General features: G+C 69.2%; 17 protein-coding genes. 5 read left to right on the forward strand and 12 right to left on the reverse strand.

Features of this window, described 5'->3' with window-relative positions; all coding sequences use genetic code 11:
• Nucleotides 1–15: 15 nt before the first annotated feature.
• From COA17_RS03835 to COA17_RS03850, 4 genes are all read right to left on the reverse strand, one after another.
• Nucleotides 16–660 (reverse strand): hypothetical protein, encoded by a 645-nt coding sequence (locus COA17_RS03835; RefSeq protein ID WP_342746826.1) that lies wholly within the window; start codon nucleotides 658–660, stop codon nucleotides 16–18.
• Nucleotides 657–1,700 carry a sterol desaturase family protein gene (locus COA17_RS03840; RefSeq protein WP_245857400.1) on the reverse strand — a complete coding sequence of 348 codons (1,044 nt, stop codon included), beginning with the start codon at nucleotides 1,698–1,700 and terminating at the stop codon, nucleotides 657–659. Before COA17_RS03840 ends, COA17_RS03835 begins: the two co-directional genes overlap by 4 nt.
• 196 nt (nucleotides 1,701–1,896) lie before the next feature.
• Nucleotides 1,897–2,763, reverse strand: coding sequence for a hypothetical protein (locus tag COA17_RS03845; protein WP_096610235.1), 867 nt, complete (start codon nucleotides 2,761–2,763; stop codon nucleotides 1,897–1,899).
• Nucleotides 2,760–3,767: an isopenicillin N synthase family dioxygenase gene (locus COA17_RS03850; protein WP_096610237.1), complete on the reverse strand. Its 1,008-nt coding sequence runs from the start codon at nucleotides 3,765–3,767 to the stop codon at nucleotides 2,760–2,762. Before COA17_RS03850 ends, COA17_RS03845 begins: the two co-directional genes overlap by 4 nt.
• Before the next feature lie 119 nt (nucleotides 3,768–3,886).
• Here COA17_RS03850 and COA17_RS03855 point away from each other — a divergent pair, with 119 nt between their 5' ends.
• The 5 genes from COA17_RS03855 (at nucleotide 3,887) to COA17_RS03875 (ending at nucleotide 8,436) form a co-directional block, all read left to right on the forward strand.
• Entirely contained in the window at nucleotides 3,887–4,825 is a 939-nt protein-coding gene (locus COA17_RS03855) for a LysR family transcriptional regulator (RefSeq protein ID WP_066487695.1), read from the forward strand.
• Nucleotides 4,826–5,085: 260 nt separating this feature from the next.
• On the forward strand, nucleotides 5,086–6,003 hold the full coding sequence (locus COA17_RS03860; RefSeq protein ID WP_066487688.1) for a sterol desaturase family protein: 918 nt from the start codon (nucleotides 5,086–5,088) through the stop codon (nucleotides 6,001–6,003).
• Nucleotides 6,004–6,006: 3 nt separating this feature from the next.
• Nucleotides 6,007–7,608 (forward strand): tetratricopeptide repeat-containing sulfotransferase family protein, encoded by a 1,602-nt coding sequence (locus tag COA17_RS03865; RefSeq protein WP_096610239.1) that lies wholly within the window; start codon nucleotides 6,007–6,009, stop codon nucleotides 7,606–7,608.
• Nucleotides 7,595–7,984, forward strand: coding sequence for a hypothetical protein (locus tag COA17_RS03870; RefSeq protein ID WP_245857402.1), 390 nt, complete (start codon nucleotides 7,595–7,597; stop codon nucleotides 7,982–7,984). The genes COA17_RS03865 and COA17_RS03870 overlap by 14 nt, the downstream gene beginning before the upstream one ends.
• Nucleotides 7,985–8,100: 116 nt before the next feature.
• Nucleotides 8,101–8,436: a UrcA family protein gene (locus COA17_RS03875; RefSeq protein WP_342746832.1), complete on the forward strand. Its 336-nt coding sequence runs from the start codon at nucleotides 8,101–8,103 to the stop codon at nucleotides 8,434–8,436.
• A gap of 488 nt (nucleotides 8,437–8,924) precedes the next feature.
• Here COA17_RS03875 and COA17_RS03880 read toward each other — a convergent pair whose 3' ends face one another.
• Genes COA17_RS03880 through COA17_RS03915 form a run of 8 tightly spaced genes read right to left on the reverse strand, consistent with a single transcriptional unit; the run spans nucleotide 8,925 to nucleotide 18,800 of the window.
• Nucleotides 8,925–9,854, reverse strand: a complete 930-nt coding sequence (locus COA17_RS03880) for a Vgb family protein (RefSeq protein ID WP_425442671.1) — start codon at nucleotides 9,852–9,854, stop codon at nucleotides 8,925–8,927.
• A 17-nt stretch (nucleotides 9,855–9,871) separates the two neighbouring features.
• The gene (gene atzF, locus COA17_RS03885) at nucleotides 9,872–11,635 is read right to left on the reverse strand and encodes an allophanate hydrolase (RefSeq protein WP_096610245.1); all 1,764 of its coding nucleotides are present in this window, start codon (nucleotides 11,633–11,635) and stop codon (nucleotides 9,872–9,874) included.
• The gene (uca, locus tag COA17_RS03890) at nucleotides 11,632–15,228 is read right to left on the reverse strand and encodes an urea carboxylase (protein WP_096610247.1); all 3,597 of its coding nucleotides are present in this window, start codon (nucleotides 15,226–15,228) and stop codon (nucleotides 11,632–11,634) included. The genes atzF and uca overlap by 4 nt, the downstream gene beginning before the upstream one ends.
• A complete protein-coding gene (locus COA17_RS03895) occupies nucleotides 15,225–15,866 on the reverse strand; it encodes an urea amidolyase associated protein UAAP2 (RefSeq protein WP_096610249.1) in 642 nt (213 codons plus the stop codon). Before COA17_RS03895 ends, uca begins: the two co-directional genes overlap by 4 nt.
• 17 nt (nucleotides 15,867–15,883) lie before the next feature.
• Nucleotides 15,884–16,708 carry an urea amidolyase associated protein UAAP1 gene (locus COA17_RS03900; RefSeq protein WP_066485520.1) on the reverse strand — a complete coding sequence of 275 codons (825 nt, stop codon included), beginning with the start codon at nucleotides 16,706–16,708 and terminating at the stop codon, nucleotides 15,884–15,886.
• Nucleotides 16,705–17,184: a CopG family ribbon-helix-helix protein gene (locus tag COA17_RS03905; protein WP_096610251.1), complete on the reverse strand. Its 480-nt coding sequence runs from the start codon at nucleotides 17,182–17,184 to the stop codon at nucleotides 16,705–16,707. Before COA17_RS03905 ends, COA17_RS03900 begins: the two co-directional genes overlap by 4 nt.
• Nucleotides 17,185–17,226: 42 nt before the next feature.
• Nucleotides 17,227–17,988 (reverse strand): ATP-binding cassette domain-containing protein, encoded by a 762-nt coding sequence (locus COA17_RS03910; RefSeq protein WP_096610253.1) that lies wholly within the window; start codon nucleotides 17,986–17,988, stop codon nucleotides 17,227–17,229.
• Nucleotides 17,985–18,800, reverse strand: coding sequence for an ABC transporter permease (locus tag COA17_RS03915; RefSeq protein ID WP_096610255.1), 816 nt, complete (start codon nucleotides 18,798–18,800; stop codon nucleotides 17,985–17,987). Before COA17_RS03915 ends, COA17_RS03910 begins: the two co-directional genes overlap by 4 nt.
• Between the last annotated feature and the right edge of the window lie 4 nt (nucleotides 18,801–18,804).

Below are 18,804 nucleotides of genomic sequence, written 5' to 3' on the forward strand. Positions count from 1 at the left end.
CGATCCGCCGGCCCGTCATTCCCCCGCCAGCCGGCGCCCCAGCGTCCGGCGGATCGCGCGCTGTTCCAGAATGCGGCCGACCAGATAGAGGAACGCGAAGATCCCCGCGAAGACATAGGCGGACGTGGCGGAGGCCTTCTTGCCCTCCGGCTTCTTGTCCTTCTTCGGCGGTTCGGGGGCGGGGGCGCCCAGCATCTTGTCGATGGGGTTCAGCGTCCGCACGACCGGGGGCTTTTCGGGCTTCTTCGGCGCGGCCTGTTCCTTGGCTGCCTCATATTTGCCGATCAGGATCGTCGCCTGCCCGAACGCCACGAACAGCAACGGCGCCAGGAAGCAGAACAGCAGCATCCGGCTGACCATGTGGTAATGCAGCGCGCGCCCCGCGCCGTCGTCGCGGATCTGCAACTCGCCATGGTCGAACACGGCCATCTTGTCCTGCGCGGCGGGGTCCTTCTTGGTGAAGCGCAGCGTGTCGTCGACGCATTCGTGGCTGGTGCCGGTTTCGCGGAACAGCGGCGCCAGCCGGGTGAACGCTTCCTCGCGCGACTGTTCGGGGGGCAGCGGCACGCTGCCGCGGATGTGCCAGATCGATTCGAAGAAGCGGCGATTCATCACACCCCTTGCGGTCGGGCCGGGCACGGTCAGGCTGGCCGCGTTCATTCCGCCGGCACCGCGTCGGCGACCGATGCGGTGCCGGGGCGGCGCGACAGCTTCTCCTTCATCGTCTTCCACGCTTCGGTGAAGGGATAGGTCATCTGTTCGCGGATCGACATGCGGCGCCCGCCTTCCATGCCCAGCAACTCCGCCTCACCGTCGACGCAGGTGCCGAAGATACGGTCGATGAAGATGAAGGTGTTGGCGTAGTTGCTGCGGCTGCCCTCGAAATCCTGCGAATGGTGGACGCTGTGATGTTCGGTGGTATTGAACAGGAAACGCCACCAGCCCGGCGTGTTGAAGCGCACGTTGATGTGCTGGTACGTGCTGACCGACATGCCGATCGCCCCGGCCAGCAACGCGGCGCGCGGCAGGAAATCGAACATCCCGCCGATGCCCAGCCCGATCAGGAACAGCTCGGTCGGGTTGCCCACCGCGCCCTTGTTGATGTTCAGCTGGGTGATGTAATGGTGGACCGAGTGGGACAGCCACAGCGGGTACCAGTTGTGCATCCCGCGGTGCATCCAATATTGCCCGAAATCGAAGATAAACATGATCAGGAATGCCTGCACCAGCAGCGGCAGGCTGGTGAAGAACGCCAGCTTTTCCATCGCGAAATTGTCGCGGATCGCAGACAGGATCGCGTCGCTGCCGATCTGGCTTTCGACCATCCTGAGCGCGGTATAGCCCAGCCCGACGTAGAACAGGTCGGTGGTCAGTTCCTTCCACGTCAGCTTCCAGCTTTCGTGGCGCGGGGTCAGCCATTCCAGGAACAGCAGGAACGCCTTGAACGCGATGCCGATGCCGATCGCGGTCGATGCCTTGGCGATCGAATTGGGCGCATAATACCAGAAGGCGACCAGCGCGAAGAGCACCGCCGGCTGGAACCAGGTGAAGAACAGCACCTTGGCGCGCGAACCCTCGACGCGGGGGACGTTCTCCCACCCGACCGTCACGGGGGATTGCGCCCCGATGATCCGCTTGCCGACCCGTGTTCCCTGTCCGGTCGGCTGTCCGATAGCCTGGCCATTAGCCTGCATAGTCATGCCCCTCGTGATCTTACCGCGGGTGATCCGGGTCGCGGCCCCGTGCCGGCCGGGGCGGACAGGCCCCGCCGGACGGTCGCACCCGCCCCCGCACGTGATTTCACCGTGCTGTCGCGGTGCAGCATCCTGACAACGCCATCATCGCGCCAGACGTGTTCGAAATATGGAAGGCATAGATGCCACCTATGTCCGCGCATCATCGCGCCACCGTGGCGTGGCGCAGCACATGGCCCGCCTCGCGCGCCAGCCATTCGCGGGCGGCGGGCGTGCAGGAGGTCGAAGTGCCGAACGCCATGTCGGGGACGTGGCAGTCGATCGCGAAATGCAGCCGATAGCCCGGCCAGCGCGGCGATCCGTGCAGCATGACGCCGCCCTCCGCGCGCTCGATCGCCCCGTCCCACAGCGGCATGCCGCGCCGCGCCGGGCAGGTGCTGTGCACGATCGTCGCGTCATGCGTCGCTATCGACACCTCGTATCGCTCCACCGCGGCGGGCGCCGCGCGGTCCAGCGCGCCCGCGGCGCGCACCGCCGCCTCGTCCTCCGGTGGGCGCGACAGCGCGATCGCGGCATGGTCGCCCGCGACGATCAATGCGCCGTCCATGTCCAGCCGCGCGCCGCTGCGCATGTCGATCGCCGCGGCCAGCCGCAGCCCCAGCAGGGGGCCGCGCGTCGCCTGCTGGCGCCAGTCCTCGACATAGGCGCCCGATGGCGCGACCTCGATCACCGCATTGCCGATCGCGATCAGTCGCGCCGGTTCGGGCCATTGGTCGTGCAGCTGGTAGCTGGTGCGGATGTCCCATGACATCTGCCCGGTGCCCGCGTCCCAGCGCGTGTCGCCGATCCAGCCCTGCCGGTCGATGGCCGGGGTGGCGGTGCCGTCGGGCAGGCGGATGTCGATCGTGAAGCGGCGGGACTGGAACCAGTAGACGACCGTCGTCTCGTCGGTGACGCCGCTGCACAGGGTGATGCTGCGCCGCCGGAACGCCCCCAGCAGATGCGGCGGGAAGGCGGGCGGTTCGAACGGCGTCGCCGGCGCGGCGGCCAGCAGCTCCCCGATCGTCACGCCGCCGCCGCCTCGCGCCGCCCGAACGATCCGGGCGGCGGCATGGCGTCGTCCAGCACCAGTTCGCCACGCGCGCGCCGTTCCTTCAGATAGGCGAAGGTCTGCGCGGTCTGGTGGAACAGGTGCGCCCCGCTCGCCACCGGGGGATAGTGGCGTGTGCCGTCGCCGGGGATCAGCGGCGCGACGACGTAGTCATAGTCCAGCGTGAAGAACAACGGGAAGGAATAGCGTTCGTCCGGCACCTTGCGCACCCGGTGCGTCGTCGCGGTGTAGCGGCCGTTCGACAGCGTCTCCATCATGTCGCCGATGTTCATCACCATCGCGTCGGCGCGCTGCGGCACGTCGATCCAGCGGCCGTCCGGGTCGATCACCTGAAGCCCGGGGCCGGTCGCGAACAGCAGCGTGAAGCATTCGTAATCGGTGTGCGCGCCGATCCCCGGCCGGTCGTCCGCCTCGGGCGCGTGCGGGTAATGGATCAGCCGCAGCTGGCTGGGCGGGTGGCGCAGGTGCGGCGCGAAATGATCCTCCGCCAGCCCCAGCGCGGTGGCGAAGGCGCCGAACAGCTGCGCACCGATCGCGCTCAGATGTCGGTAATAGGGCAGCACCCCGTCGCGGAACCCCGGCATCGCCGGCCACAGGTTCGGGCCGAGCAGCGGGCGGCGCCCGTGGTCGTGCGGATAGTCGTTGTTGACGTCGAACGCCTCTTTCAGGTCCCCGGGGCTGCCCGCGAACCGTTCCTCGCCGACCGGGACATAGCCGCTGTGGTTCGCCGACTGGCCGATATAGCTTGCCATCTTGGCGGCGCTGTCCTGCGCAAAATAGCTGCGCGCGGTCGCCAGCAGGCGGTCGAACAGCGCGCGGTCGAACTGCGCCCCGGTGACGTACAGGAACCCCGAGCGCACGCACGCCCGGTCGAGCGCCGCGGCGACCGCACGCCGCTCGGCGGGATCGGCGCTCGCCAGGCCGGAGATATCGACGACGGGAAGCGGGCTGGCATCGGTCATGCCGCAAGGAAACCGCGCGCTGGGGCATAGCGGAAGATGGCGATTGTTGATGAATCGCATCAATGCTGTCTATGACGTGTGCGCGGCATCTCGTCGCCGCGACGTTGGGGGGCGTTTCGATGGACGAACGGGTGGTCAGCACCGATCGCAAATTCGCCAGCCGGGTCGACTGGAACCTGATGCGCACGTTCGTCGACATCGTCCGCGCCGGCGGCATCGGGGCCGCCGCGCGCCAGCTCAACAAGCAGCAGCCCAGCATCAGCGCCGCGCTGAAGCGGCTGGAGGAGCATGTCGGCGCCACGCTGCTGCGGCGCACCGCCGCCGGGGTGGAGATGACCGCCGCGGGCAAGGCGATGATGGCGCTGTGCGAGGAGATGCTCGAATCGGCACGGATGATGCCGCACCAGGTCGCGCAGGCGACGCGGCGGGTCGAGGGGATCGTGCGCATCCAGATGGTGTCCGCGATCGTTTCCCCCGAACTCGACGAGGCGCTCGCCAGCTTCCATCGCCGCAATCCCGCCATCCATATCGAGATCCGCGTGTCGCCATGGCGCCAGGTGCTCGACGCGCTGGAACGCGGCGAGGTGGAGATCGGCATCGGCTATGACGGCGGCGACCGCGGCGAATTGGTGTACGAACCGCTGTTCGTCGAGCGCCAGCAGCTGTACTGCGGGCGCAGCCACCCGTTGTTCGGCTATCGCGTCGGCCGCCTGAACGAGCTGAAGGACGAAGGCTTCGTCCTCACCGGCGATGACGAGATCGAGGCGATCACCCGGCTGCGCCGCCGCTATCGCCTGGGTACGCGCGTCAACGGATTGGCGGAGGACGTCAACGAAGCGCGGCGGCTGATCGTCACCGGCGTCGGCATCGGCTTCCTGCCGGTGCTGGCAGCGGAGGATGCGGTGAAGGCCGGCAAGCTGTGGCCGATCCTGCTGACCGAGTTCGAACCCGCCTACGACATCTTCCTGCTCGCCCGCGCGCAGCCGTCGCGCGACACCGCGACGCAATTGTTCATCGACGAGGTCTATCGCCGCATCCGGGCGCAGCGCCGCTCGTGATCGATCGCGGCAGGGCATAGGTCACATCTATGCCGTCCATAGAAGATTAGTCTCTCCCACGCGTCCCGCGTGCTCGCGCAACCTGATCGCATGGCGGCGGCGAGGCAGAGCGATACGATGACAGGTGACGGGCAGTCGATCGGCGGGATGGCACGGCGGCTGATGGCGGGCACGGCTCGGTTGGTAATGACGGCGCTTGCCGCGCGGGCCCGGGCGGTCGGGGGGCTGCCCGCGCCCGGCGCGCATCACGGAGCGGCGGCATGAGCGGCACGCGCGATATCCGCCAGACGCTGATCGATCTGCTGCCGCCCGCCACGGTGGCGGCGGTGGTCGCCTTCTGGGGCCTTGCGCCGGCGCGCTGGACCGACAATCCGCTGTCGATGATCCTGATGGTCGCCGCGGTGACCATCTTCGTCCAGGGGCTGGAATGGATCGCGGAGCGCCATGAAGGCTGGCGGATCGACCGGCGCGAATTCGCGACCGATCTGGCCTATGTCGTGTTCAACGCCACCGTCATCTCGTGGCTGTCGACGCATCTGGCGGAGGATCCGTTGCGCGCGTTCAAGGCGTGGGCCGGCATCACCACGCAATGGGCGATGCACATGCCGTTCCTGGCACAGGTCGCGCTGGTGATCGTGGTGATCGAATTCGGCCAGTATTGGATGCATCGCGCGATGCACAATACGTTCCTGTGGTACACTCACGCGCCGCATCACCATCTGACGCAGCTCAACGCGATGAAGGGCGCGGTCGGCAACCCGCTGGAACTGCTGCTCATCAGCCTCAGCGTCATCGCGCTGTTCGACGTGCCGCTGGCGGCGCTGTTCTGCGGGTTGAGCGTGCTGACAGTGGTGTCGACCTTCGCGCACGCCAATGTCCGCGCGAACCCGCCGGCCTTCTATTCCTTCTTCTTCACCACGATCCGTCACCACAGCCTGCATCATTCGACCGGCTATGACGAAACGCGCACCAACTACGGCAATTCGCTGATCCTGCTCGACCGGCTGTTCGGCACCTATCGCGAGGGTGAGGGTGTCGTGGTGGGGCAAGACGACCGCCGCCGCCTGTCGATCCTCGAACAGACGATGTTCCCGTTGCGCCCGGCGATGGAGAAGATCGCGGCGCGGCGCGCGATGGCGGGCGAGGGCGGCGAAGGCAGCGAAGCGGTGGCGCGCTGAGCCATGTCGGCGGCGCTCGCCTTGCCGGATGATGCGGCCACCCGCACCACGGCAGCGGCGGCGCGCGCGGCGCTTTCCCGTGGTGATTGGCCCGCGACCCGCCATCACGCCGCCGCCCTGCTGGCCGCCGATCCCGACGATGCGGAGGGACATTTCCTGACCGCGCTGGCCGATGCGGCGGCGGGGCGCGTCGCGGTGGCGATCTCCGGGATCGAGCGTGCGGTGGCGATCGACCCGCGCGGCGAATATCGCGCGCAGCTGGCACGGCTCTATGTCGCGGTCCGCCGCGACGGCGATGCGGCCGCGACCCTGCACGCTGCCGAGGCTGCTCCGCCGACCGATGCGCTCAACCGCGACACGATCGGCTGCGTCTATGCGCGGCTCGGCGATCATGCGGCGTCGCTGCCGCATTTCGACGCCGCCGTGGCGCTGGCGCCGGACAATCTGTCCTATCGCTACAATCAGGCCGCGGCGCTCGGCTTCCTGGGGCGCACCGACGCGGCGGAGGCGGCGCTGGAGGCGTTGATCGCGCGCGCGCCCGACGATGCCCGCGCCCATCATCTGCTCGCCGGGTTGCGCAAGCAGGCGCCGGAACGGCACCATGTCGACCGGCTTGCGGCGGCGCGCAACCGTGCGCGCGACGGCCGCGCGCGGCTGCTGCTCGGCTATGCGCTCGCCAAGGAACTGGACGATATTGGCGCCGCCGACCGCGCGCTGGCGACATTGTGCGCGACCAACGCCGAACACCGCGCCACCTTGCCTTATTCGTTCGCGCGGGATGCCGCGATCTTCGACGCGATCGAGTGCGCGTCGCCCGTCGCTGCCGCGGCGCGCGCGATCGATGCGGCCGACGACGCGCCGATCTTCGTTATCGGGATGCCGCGCACCGGCACCACCCTGGTCGACCGTATCCTGTCCTCGCACTCCGATGTCGAAAGCGCGGGCGAGCTTCAGGCGATGCCGCTGGCGGTCAAGGCGGCGGCGGGGACGCGCACGCCGACCGTGCTCGACGCCGATACGATCCTGCGCGCGGCCGCCTCCGATCCCGCCGCGATCGGGCGCGACTATCTTCGCCGCGCGCGCCACCATCGCCGCGATCCGTCGCGCCGCTTCGTGGACAAGTTTCCGGGCAATTTCCATTATGTCGGCACGATCGCGCGCGCGCTGCCGAACGCGCGGATCGTCTGCCTGCGCCGCCATCCGCTGGACACGGTGCTGGGCAATTTTCGCAACCTGTTCGCGATCGGCTCGCGCTATTACGACTATAGCTACGACCTGCGCGACATCGCCGCTTACTACGTGCGGTTCGACCGGCTGATGGCGCATTGGCGCGATGCGCTGCCCGGCCGCGTGCTGGATCTGTCGTATGAGGATCTGGTCGCCGATCAGGCCGCGCAGACGCGGCGGTTGCTCGATCATTGCGGGCTGTCGTGGGCCGACGCCTGCCTCGATTTCCATGCCAATGATGCGCCGGTCTCGACGCCCAGCGCGGCGCAGGTGCGCCGGCCGCTCTACCGCAATGCGGTCGCGCGCTGGCGGCGGCATGCCGAGGTGCTGGAACCGGCGCGACGGATTCTGGAGGAGGCGGGCATTGCGGTGGAATAGCGCGACCATCGGCGTGTTGCTGGCCGCCGGCGCGGCGATGCTGGCGGCCGGCGGGGCGGCGGCGGAAGCGCCGCGGGCGCGGCTGGCGTCCTGCCCGGTCGCCGATTGCCTGCTGGTATCGGGTCGGCGCGCCAGTGCCGATGCGCAAGTGTTCATCAACGATCACCCGGTCGCGGTGGAGGGCGGGCGCCGCTGGCGCGTGCGCCTGCCGCTCGACACGCTGCGCGCCTGGTCGCCGTCACGCGCACGGACGCTCAGCGTCACCACCGCCGATCGCGGGGGGGATGGGGCGACTACCACGCAGCTGGCGGATCTGCCGATCGGGCTGCTCGGCCGCCGGATCGACCTCGCCATGCTCACGGTCCGCGTACATTGATGCAGATTTAATTGCCGCCCCCTTCTTGCCGCATTTGTCGCACGTCCCTATGTGGCGTGCGCCGTCGCGCGCTGCGCGAACGGCCGCTGACAAGGCGGAAGGAGAGAGTGATGAAGGTGGGATTGATCGCCGCGGCCGTGCTCGGCCTGGCATTCACCGGCGCGGCGCAGGCCGCCGGTAGCGAAAATCCGCTGGCAAAGGATGCCGCGGTCCTCCAGCTCAAGGGCATCGACCTGACCACCGCCGATGGTCAGCAGCGTCTGGCAATCCGCATGGACGCGGCCGCGCAGGCGGTGTGCGGCGACGATCGTCTCGCCGGCGTCCACCTCGCGCTGGCCGACAAGGCGCGCGCATGCCGCACGCAGGTGATCGCCGACATCCGCAACCAGATCGAATCGCGCCAGGCCGCACTCGCCGCGCCGCGCGTGACCCAGCTCGCCTCGCTGCGCTGATCCGATCGGATTGCCGAACGCGCCTGCGCGGTCCGGCATCGCAAGGTGCCGGGCCGCGCTGGCGTTTCGCGCGTTGTGGATAAGCTTCTCCCCGATCGTCGCTGACGAACAGGGGCGGGGGTACGGAAGCCACGCCGAGCGATCAGGAGCTGGCGCGCGGCGCCTGACCATAACCATCTGCGCGCCGGATCATGCGAAGAAGCGGGCCGTTCGCGCGGAGACGCGGAGGGGCAGAGAGGGGGCGGGGACGCGAAGCGTCATTCTTCCCATCGGGTAAAAATGAAGCCGCTACGCGGACGGCAAGCGGAGCGCCCTTCGCGCCCTCGGGTGAACGCCCTTTCTTCCGCGATCATGTATTGCCGGACGACCGACACGGGGCCGCTTCACCATCGCGGCCAAAGCCTCGCTGCAACGGATACGACAACCCGCCGGAATCGCGCCCTCTCTGCGCCTCTGCGCGAACCGATCTTCGCCTTCAGCGCCGCGCCTTACTTCGCCGCACCCCCCGTCACCGGCGCCGGCCACCACGACAACGTGTGATGGTCATGCGCGCTGGTCCACACGCCCGCGTCGGTATAGCGTAGCGCGCCGCTGCCCACCGGCTTGCCGACGCGCGCGTCGATTGCCAGCGTGCCGGCATCGATCACCGCGAACGTCTGGTCCTCGGTGGTGCGCAGCCATACCTTGCCGCCGCCGGTGTCGATATCGCCATAGGCCAGCTTCGCGCCCACTTTGACGCGGCCGGTCACCTTCGCGGTCGCCGGGTCGATCCGTGCGAGCGTGCCGTCGCCCTGTTCCTGCACCCACACCGCGCCTTCGCCCGCCGCCAGGAAACCGGGCTGCGCGCCCAGCGGTACGGTGGCGGTGACGGCATTGGTGGTCGGATCGATGCGTTGCAGCACGCGGCCGTTCGCACTGACCGCCCACACCGCGTCGAAGCCGAACGCCAGATACCAGGTGCCCGGCGCGACCTTGACCGTGGCGATGATCGCGTTGGTCGCTGGGTCGATCCGCGACACAGCACCCTTGTCGTCGCTGGCGATCCAAATCGATCCCGCGCCGGCGACGACGTTCAGCTCGCCCGCCGGATTGGCGACGCCGGTGGGAATCGTCGCGACGACCGCGGCGGTGCGCGCGTCGATGCGGGTCAGCGCGCGCTTCTCGCAATCGGCGACCCACAATGTGTCGTTGGCGAACGCCATCGCGCCGCACGGCCGCCCCATCGGCACGTCAGCGCGCTTTCCGTCCAGCGACCATTGCTCCACGCGGCCGCGATTGGTGGCCCATACCGTCGTCCCGTCCACCGCCAGAAAGTCGGCGAAACCGGGTACGGAAATGACCTGTTCCTTCTGCGCCATCGCCGCCGGTGCCATGCCGCCCGTCAGCGCCATCGCCGCAAATGCTGCCCCCCAACGCATCATATCCGTGTTCCTCCTCACGCGCGTTGCGCGATATAGGCGCGCCAGCCGCCCAGATCGGTGATGTCCTGCGCCCCCGTCAGCGCGCGCGGCTCCGCGACAAAGCCCTTCACGCTGCTGCCGTCCGCCAGCACGACCGTGCCGATCGCCAGCGGCGCGGGCACCTCGACCACGAAACTGCCGAAGGCGGCGACGTCCAGTTCGTATACCTCGACCGCGATTCCGGCGCCGCTTTCGTCGTGCACCAGCGCCGGTTTGGGCGGCACGCTGTCCGCCATCGCGTACAAACGATAGGTCGGCGCGGTCTGGAAGGCCCCTACGAACACCGCCTCGCGCGACGTCAGCTGCCAGTGCAGCGGCATGTCCTTCAGATGCGCACCGACAACCGCAAGCTTCACCTTGTCCATTCTGTCCCCCGTATCCAGCGGTGGCGGCGGCGGCAGGTCGGCCGCCGCCAGATAGCGATCGGCCACGTCCAGCAGCGCGCGGTCGCTGTCCGCCGGCCCGATCAGCGTGATCCCGAACCCGGTCGCATTGTCGCGCACGCCCGCGGGCACCGCGACTGCCGCCATGTCCAGCAGGTTCACGAAATTGGTGTAGAACCCCAGGTTGCTGTTGAGCGCGACCGGCGCGGCCAGCAGCTCGGCGACGCGATAGGTGGTGCCCGTCGTCGGAAACGCCAGCAGATCAATGTCCTGGAACAGCATGTCCGCATGGCGTTTCAGCTCCGCCAGCCGATACATCCCGCGCCATAGCGTCACCGCGTCGATGTCCGCGCCCGGCGCCACCACCGCACGCACCGTCGGGTCGATCGCATCGGGCGCGCGGGTCAGCAGATCGCCGATCGCGGCCGTCCGCTCCGCCACCCATGGCCCGCCGTACAGCAGCTGCGCGGCCTCCAGCAGCGGCGCAATGTCGATCTCGACGATCTCCGCACCCGCCGCCAGCGTCGCCAGCGCACGGTCGTAGAGATACTCCGATTGCGCATCCCCGAACCACATTCGCTGCCCGCGGCGCGGCACCCCGATCCGCCCCGCCGCGACGCCGCGATCGGCCAGTGGCGTCGAATAGGGATCATCCGCGTCGAAACCGGCCAGCACGCCGTCGACGAGCCGCGCATCGGCGGTGTCGTCGGTGAAGACGGTGATACAGTCGAGCGTGCGGCACGCCGGCACCAGCCCGCGCGTGCTCCAGCGGCCCTTGCTGGGCTTGAACCCGATCAAATGGTTGAACGCGGCGGGCACGCGGCCCGACCCCGCAGTGTCGGTGCCCAGTGCGAACGCCGCCACCCCCGCCGCCACCGCCACCGCCGATCCCGAACTGGATCCGCCGCTGACATAGGCAAGATTGCTGGCATTGCGCGGGATACCATAGGGCGAGCGCGTGCCGACCAGCCCGGTCGCGAACTGGTCGAGATTGGTTTTCCCCAGCAGCAGCGCACCGGCTGCGATCAGCCGTTCCACCACCGTCGCCGACCGCTCGGCACGATAGGCGAAGGCGGGGCAGGCGGCGGTCGTTTCCATCCCCGCGACGTCGATATTGTCCTTCACCGCAAAGGGCACACCCGCCAGCGGCAGTACCTCGCCCGCGGCAACCCGCGCGTCGACCCCGCGCGCCGCCGCGATCAGCGCCTCGGGGGCGACGCGGGCGATCCACACCTGCGGCTGGATCGCGTCATAGGCGGCGATCCGGTCCAGCGCGGCCTGCGCCACCGCGACCGCGCTGGTGCGGCCGGCGGCGACGTCCGCCGCGATGGCGGTGGCGCTCAGCCGCGCGTTCATGCGTGCGCCTTCAGCGCCAGCATCGGCGATCCGGGCTGGAGCGGCTGGCGTTCCTCGATATAGAGCGCGGCGATCGTGCCCGCGGCGGGGCTTTCGACCGGGCATTCCATCTTCATCGCCTCGATCACCGCGATCGTGTCGCCTGCCTCGACCGCGTCACCCGCCGCGACCAGCAGCTTCCACACGCTGCCGCCGAACGGCGCCTCGATCACGTCGGCGCCCGCCGGCACCTCGATCGCGGCGGGGGGAGGCGCGTCCTCCTCGGTCAGGGTGGCGACGCGGTCGAACTCGCCGCGGCGCTGCCAGTCGGCGCGCTCGGCGTCGAAGGCCGCCTGCCGCCGTGCCTCGAATGCGGCGATGTCCTCGGCATTTTCGGCCAGGAAGGCGCGATAATCCGCCAGCCGGAACTCCGACGGCTCGATGCGCAACGCGCGCCGCCCACTGGGGAAGTCGCGGCGCCACTCCACCAGCTCCTCGGCGCTGATCGGGTAGAAGCGGATCTGGTCGAAGAAGCGCAGCAGCCATGGCTTTCCGTCGACGAACGAGTCGGTCTGGCGATAGGTGTTCCACACCTGCAACGTCCGGCCGAACAGCTGGTAGCCGCCCGGGCCCTCCATACCGTAGATGCACATATACGCGCCGCCGATCCCGACGACGTTGGGCGGCGTCCAGGTGCGCGCCGGATTGTACTTGGTCGTTACCAGCCGGTGGCGCGGGTCGATCGGCGTGGCGACCGGCGCGCCGAGATAGACGTCCCCCAGCCCCATGACGAGGTAATTGGCCTCGAAGATCAGATTTTCGACCGCGGCGACATCGGGCAGGCCGTTGATGCGGCGGATGAACTCAATGTTGTCGGGGCACCACGGCGCATCGTCGCGCACCGCGCCGATATATTTCTGGATCGTCTCGATCGTAGCGGGGTCGCGCCAGCTGAGCGGCAGGTGCACGATCCGCGACGGAATGGTGACATCCTCCAGATCGCCCAGCCGGTCCTCCGCAGCGATCAGCAGCGCCAGCGCCGCGCGCTGATCGAGCTGCCGCCCGTCGAGGTGCAACTGGATCGAGCGGATGCCCGGCACGATATCGACGATCCCCGGCACCGCCATCCGCTCCAGCTCGGTCATCAGCGCATGGACGCGGATGCGGAGCTCCAGGTCGAGGACGATCGGGCCATATTCGACCAGGATGTTGCGGTCGCCCTGCTGGCGATAGACGGTGCGCGGGCGCCCCTTGCCGGCGGGCAGTTCCGCCAGCACCGGTGACAGCGTCGCGATCGGGCGCGCGGGGCCGGCATCGGCGGGCCTGCCCTGTTCGACCAACCGGCGTTGCAGCGTGTCAGCCATCGTCGCATCGTCGATGTTGACCGGCACGAAGCGCACGCGGTCGCCCGGCACCAGTTGCCCCACTTTCCAACGGTCTGCGGCGATGATGACGAAGGGGCACACGAATCCGCCCAGCGACGGGCCGTCGGGGCCGAGGATGATCGGCATGTCGCCGGTGAAGTCCACCGCGCCGATCGCATAGGGATTGTCGTGGATGTTTGACGGGTGCAGCCCCGCCTCACCACCGTCGGGGCGCGCCCAGTGCGGCTTGGGGCCGATCAGGCGCACGCCGGTGCGGTTGCTGTTGTAATGCACCTGCCATTCGGCATCGACGATCGTCGCAATATCGTCGTCGGTGAAGAAATCGGGCGCGCCGTGCGGGCCGTACAGGACGCGCACGGTCCATTCGTTCGACAGCGCCGGCAGCGCCACCGTGTCCAGCGGCACCTCGGTAGGCGTATCGCCCAGGTGCAGCGTGTCCCCGGCGAGCAGCCGGCGGGCGGCATGGCCGCCGAACTGTCCCAGCTCGAACGTCGCGCAGCTGCCGAGATAGGGGGCGATGTCGAACCCGCCGGCGACCAGGATATAGCCCCGCATCCCGCCGCCACGCGCCCGGCCCTGCGCGAGCGTCTGACCCGCCGCCACGTCGATCGCGACGCCCAGCGGGACCGCGATCCCGTCCAGCGTCGCGCCGAAATCGGCGCCGGTCAGGCAGATGCGCGCAGGGGCGGTGAAGGCCAGCGTCGGGCCGGTCATCGTCACTTCCAGCCCGGCGGTCCCCTCCGCATTGCCGAGCAGGCGGTTGCCGAGCCGGAACGACTGGTCATCCATCGGCCCCGACGGCGGCACGCCGACCGCCCACATTGCCTGACGACCGGGCCAGTCCTGGATCGTCGTCGCGGTGCCGCCGCTGACGACGCGGATCGCGCGCGGGCGATAGTCGATCGTGTCGAGTGCGCGGGTCGATACCTCGCCGCTGGTGAAGGCGTCGGCGCGCACCACCTCGCGAAGCCAACGCAGGTTGGTTTCGATCCCGTCGATCCGCGTCGCCGCCAGCGCGGCCTGCATTGCCGCGACCGCCGCGTCGCGATCGTCGGCATGGACGATCAGCTTGGCCAGCATCGGGTCGTACCATGCGCTGACGGTGCTGCCCGCCATGCACCACGTCTCCACCCGCGCATCGGCGGGGAAGGCGACGTGGGTCAGCGTGCCGGAGGTCGGCCGGTAGTCGAGCGCGGGATCCTCGGCATACAGGCGCACCTGAACCGAATGGCCGCGCGGCGCGCCAAGCGGGGTGTCGAGGAAGGCGAAGTCGCCCGCGGCGCCGCGGATCATCCATTCGACCAGGTCGACGCCCATCACCTCCTCGGTGACGCCATGCTCGACCTGGAGGCGGGTGTTCATCTCCAGGAAGAAGAACTCCTCCCGTTCGGCATCGTACAGGAATTCGACGGTGCCCGCGGAGCGGTAATTCGCCGCCTGCGCCAGCCGCACTGCCGCCTCGATCAGCGCGCTGCGCACCGCGGCGGGGAGCAGCGGGGCGGGGGCCTCCTCCACCACCTTCTGGTTGCGGCGTTGAAGCGAACAGTCGCGCTCGCCCAGCGCGACGACGCGGCCGGCGCCGTCGCCGAATACCTGCACCTCGATATGCCGCGCGCGGCGGATGTAGCGTTCCAGGAACACGCCCGCGTCGCCGAAGCTGCCCAGCCCCTGGCGCGCGACCGCGGCGAAGCCATCGCGCACCGCCGCCTCATCCTCGCACACGCGCATGCCGATGCCGCCGCCGCCCGCGGTCGCCTTCAGCATCACCGGGAAGCCGATGGTGCTCGCCGCCGCGACGGCTTCTTCCTCGTCGGTCAGCAGATCGGTGCCCGGCGCCAGCGGTACGCCATGCGCGGCGGCCAGCGCCCGCGCGCTATGCTTCAGTCCGAAGGTGCGGATATTGTCGGAGGTGGGGCCGATGAACACGATCCCGGCCGCCGCGCACGCCTCCGCGAAATCGACATTCTCCGCCAGGAAGCCATAGCCGGGATGGATCGCATCCGCGCCGGTGCGGCGCGCCGCATCGAGGATCGCGGCGACGTTGAGGTAGCTGTCCGCCGCGCGCGCCGCGCCGATGCACACCGCCTCGTCCGCCTCGGCAACGTGGAGCGAGCCTTCGTCCGCCTCGGAATAGACCGCGACCGAGCGCAGCCCCATGCGGCGCAGCGTGCGGATGATGCGGGTGGCGATCGCGCCGCGATTGGCGATCAGGACGGTCGTCACGCTCATGCCGCGGCCGCCACGATCATGCGCACGGGCGTCGGATTGAAGGCGTTGCACGGGTTGTTGATCTGCGGACAGTTGGACACGACGACGATCACGTCCATCTCCGCGCGCAGGTCCACCGTCAGCCCGGGCGCGGAAATGCCGTCGACGATCCCCAGTGCGCCGTCGGCCTCGACCGGCACGTTCATGAAGAAGTTGATGTTCGACACGATGTCGCGCTTGCCGCGGCCCTCGATCAGGTTCGCCTCCAGGAAATTCTCGACGCAGGCGTGCTGCGCCTTGGTATGATGGCCGTAGCGCAGGGTATTGGATTCGCACGAACAGGCGCCGCCGATCGTGTCGTGATATTCGACCGCGCTGGCCGCGATCGTCATCATCGCGCGCCCTTCGTTCGAGCGTAGTACCGTGCCCTCGCGCAGGAACAGGTTGCCCTGCGCCGCGATCGTGTCCTGCGCGCTATAGCGTTCCGCGTCGTCGGCCGCGGCGTATAGCAGGAAGTCGACCGCCTGGTTGCCCTCCAGGTCGACGATGCGCAGCGTCTGGCCGGCGGCGACATGGTGCAGCCAGGGCGCGCGGGCGGGGACGACAACGTCGTGGACGACGGGGCCGGGCAGGCCCGACAGATACGGATCGGCGCTCATGCGACCAATAGTCCCTTTCACCGGCGGAAATAGTCTTCGACGTTGCGGAAGGCGCGCAGGCCCTCCGGCGTCGCAATGCGGATGGCGTCATCCTCGGGCGTGACCGGCCCGCGCCACGCGGTGGCGCGCAGCGGCGTGACCGTCCACGCCGGTCGCGGGTCCAGGACATGCGGACAGTTGGCGACGACCAGGATCACGTCCATCTCGGCGCGCAGCACCACGCTGCGCCCGGGCGCGAACGGGCCGGTCACCGGCGTCACCGTGCCGTCGGCCTCGATCCGCGTGCCCTTGAACAGCGTCACGCAGGGATGGACGTCACGCCGCCCCAGCCCGTGCTTGGCGACGCCCAGCAGGAAGCGGTCGCGCGCATTGGGGTGCGGGCCGCTGTTGGCGCCATTGCCGTAGCGCGCCGCGTTGCTGGTCGGGGTGGACGGCCCGCAGAAGGTGTCGTGCGTGCCGGCGTCGTCCGCCTCGATGCTCATCAGCACCCGGCCCATGTCGGACAGCAGCAGCTTGCCCTGTTCCAGATAGGCGTTCCACTGCACCTTCACCGTATCGGCGACGTTCAGCCGCTCGGTCGGCATGTCGGCATTGAACAGCTGCAACGATGCGCAGGCGTCGCCGCGCAGGTCGATCAGCCGCACCCGTGACCCCCGCGACAGGCGGCGCGTGGCATAGCCGCCGGCGGCGATCGTCTCTTCCCAGACCAGATCGGCGGGGTCGACGCCGGCCGGCAGGTCGTCGGCGACCGGCGGCAGCATCGGCATCGCCTCCACGACGGTACCGGCCATCGACCGCGCATGATCGCGTGCGGCATTCGGATCGGCGAGCGGCGCGGTCATGCGGCGGCTCCCGTCAGCGGCGCGGCGGCGCCGTCCTGTTCGTGGAGCGGCGGCAGCAGCGAGGTGGTGGTGACGAGTTGGAGCTGCTGGACGCCGCGCACCCGGCGCAGCGCGTCGCACAGCGACTTCAGCCGCACCGCCGGCCCCTGCACCAGCAGCACTTCCAGCGACTGGTCGTCCTCCAGGAAGACGTGCTGCGAGGAGATCACTTCCTTGAGGTAATCGGCCTGCATCTGCGCCAGCTGGTGGCGCACGCGGCCGCGGTCGCCGCGATAGACCAGCGTGACGGTGCCCGCGAGCATCTTGTCGGGACGGGTGAACGCTTCATGTTCGGCGAGCGCGTGGCGGATCAGTTCGGCGATCAGCCCGGAGCGCGACGGCAGACCGCGTTCCTCGACCATCGTGTCGAGCTGCCGGAACAGGTCGGCCGGCAGGCTCATGCTGAGCCGGGCGAGACTGGTGGATTCTGTGGTCATGAGTGACCCTCTCAATTATTACAAACAACGTCAATCGTAATATTACGCAGCTGCAGCATCGTCCGATGCCGGTGGCGGCGTGCGCGGGCGCAGCGGCAGGTCGTAGACCGCGGTGGCGCCGAAACGGTGCGGCGCGTGCGGATCGTGGCGGCGTTTGTCGAGCGCCAGGACGCGCGTCCCCAGCGAGAACGCCTCGCGGATGTCGTGCGTCACCATCACGATCGTCAGCGCATAGTCGTGCCACAAGCGGGTGATGAGCGCGTGCATGTCGGAGCGGATGCCCGGATCAAGCGCGCCGAACGGCTCGTCGAGCAGCAGGATGCGCGGCCGCTTCAACAGTGCCTGCGCGATCGCCAGCCGCTGCTGCATCCCGCCCGACATTTGCGCTGGGTACAGGTGCAGGCTGTCGCCCAGCCCGACCGCGCGCAGCATCTCGGCCGCCTCCTCCTCCGCCGCGCGGCGGCGCTGGCCGAACAGCCGTGCGGTCAGCGGCGCCTGCGCGCATTCCAGCCCGAACATCGTGTTGCGAAGTACCGAGAGGTGCGGGAACACCGAATAGCGCTGGAACACGACGCCGCGGTCCGGCCCGCATTCGGGCGTCAGCGGCATGTCGTCGAGCAGGATGCGTCCGCGCGTCGGCGCCTCCTGTCCCAGGATCAGGCGCAGCAGGCTGCTCTTTCCTGCCCCGGACGGGCCGATGATCGACACGAACGATCCGGCGGCGACGTCCAGGTTGACGCGCTCCAGAACGATCTTGTCGCCATATTCGACCCAGATGTCGCGCAGACTCAGGATCGTGCTCAATGCCCGCCTCCATGCGCCCAGGGGAACAGCCGCCGGCTGAGGAAGACGAACGCCGCGTCCATCGTGATCGCCAGCAGCGCGATCCACGCGACGTAGGGAATGATGACGTCCATCGCCAAGTAACGGCGCACCAGGAAGATGCGGTAGCCCAGCCCGATATCCGAGGCGATCGCCTCTGCCGAGATCAGGAACACCCATGCCGGGCCGAGCGCGAGGCGCATTGCCTGCAACAGCCGCGGCATCGCCTGCGGTAGCGCGACGCGGATCATGATCTGCCAGCTCGACGCGCCCAGTGTCTGCGCCTTGATGATCTGTTCGCGCGGCAAAGCGGCGACGTGCGCCGCGATATCGCGGACCATCACCGGCGCGATGCCGATCACGATCAGCGCCACCTTCGCGGTTTCCCCCAGCCCCAGCGCGATGAACAGCATCGGCAGCAGCGCGATCGGCGGGATCACCGCGATGCCGGTCACCAGCGGGCCGAAGGTCGCGCGCACCGGCGGCAGCACCCCCAGCACCAGCCCGACCAGCAACGCCGCGACGGTGGCGATGCCGAGGCCCAGCCCCAGTCGCTGCAGGCTGGCGAGCGTGTCGCCCCAGAACAGCAACTGCCCCGACAGCGGATCCGGCTGCGTCACCAGCGCGGTCATCGCGCGGACCATCGCATCGGGCAACGGCAGGATCTTGTCGGTGGGGTCCGCCGCGTGGCGCCGTACCGCGGCGATCAGATAGACCAGCGCCAGCAGCGCGACCGGCACCGACCCCAGCACGATCCGGTCGTTGCGGCGCATCTGCCGGTTCACCCAGCGCATCGCG

This window comes from Sphingomonas ginsenosidimutans (assembly GCF_002374835.1).
GTDB classification, from domain to species: Bacteria; Pseudomonadota; Alphaproteobacteria; order Sphingomonadales; family Sphingomonadaceae; genus Sphingomonas; species Sphingomonas ginsenosidimutans.

Bases quoted from the DNA above. Each gene is read 5' to 3' on its own strand.
- COA17_RS03835 (WP_342746826.1), bottom strand. From the start codon at position 660: ATGAACGCGGCCAGCCTGACCGTGCCCGGCCCGACCGCAAGGGGTGTG.
- COA17_RS03840 (WP_245857400.1), bottom strand. From the start codon at position 1,700: ATGACTATGCAGGCTAATGGCCAGGCTATCGGACAGCCGACCGGACAG.
- COA17_RS03850 (WP_096610237.1), bottom strand. From the start codon at position 3,767: ATGACCGATGCCAGCCCGCTTCCCGTCGTCGATATCTCCGGCCTGGCG.
- COA17_RS03855 (WP_066487695.1), top strand. From the start codon at position 3,887: ATGGACGAACGGGTGGTCAGCACCGATCGCAAATTCGCCAGCCGGGTC.
- COA17_RS03860 (WP_066487688.1), top strand. From the start codon at position 5,086: ATGAGCGGCACGCGCGATATCCGCCAGACGCTGATCGATCTGCTGCCG.
- COA17_RS03865 (WP_096610239.1), top strand. From the start codon at position 6,007: ATGTCGGCGGCGCTCGCCTTGCCGGATGATGCGGCCACCCGCACCACG.
- COA17_RS03880 (WP_425442671.1), bottom strand. From the start codon at position 9,854: ATGCGTTGGGGGGCAGCATTTGCGGCGATGGCGCTGACGGGCGGCATG.
- atzF (WP_096610245.1), bottom strand. From the start codon at position 11,635: ATGAACGCGCGGCTGAGCGCCACCGCCATCGCGGCGGACGTCGCCGCC.
- uca (WP_096610247.1), bottom strand. From the start codon at position 15,228: ATGAGCGTGACGACCGTCCTGATCGCCAATCGCGGCGCGATCGCCACC.
- COA17_RS03895 (WP_096610249.1), bottom strand. From the start codon at position 15,866: ATGAGCGCCGATCCGTATCTGTCGGGCCTGCCCGGCCCCGTCGTCCAC.
- COA17_RS03900 (WP_066485520.1), bottom strand. From the start codon at position 16,708: ATGACCGCGCCGCTCGCCGATCCGAATGCCGCACGCGATCATGCGCGG.
- COA17_RS03905 (WP_096610251.1), bottom strand. From the start codon at position 17,184: ATGACCACAGAATCCACCAGTCTCGCCCGGCTCAGCATGAGCCTGCCG.
- COA17_RS03915 (WP_096610255.1), bottom strand. From the start codon at position 18,800: ATGCGCTGGGTGAACCGGCAGATGCGCCGCAACGACCGGATCGTGCTG.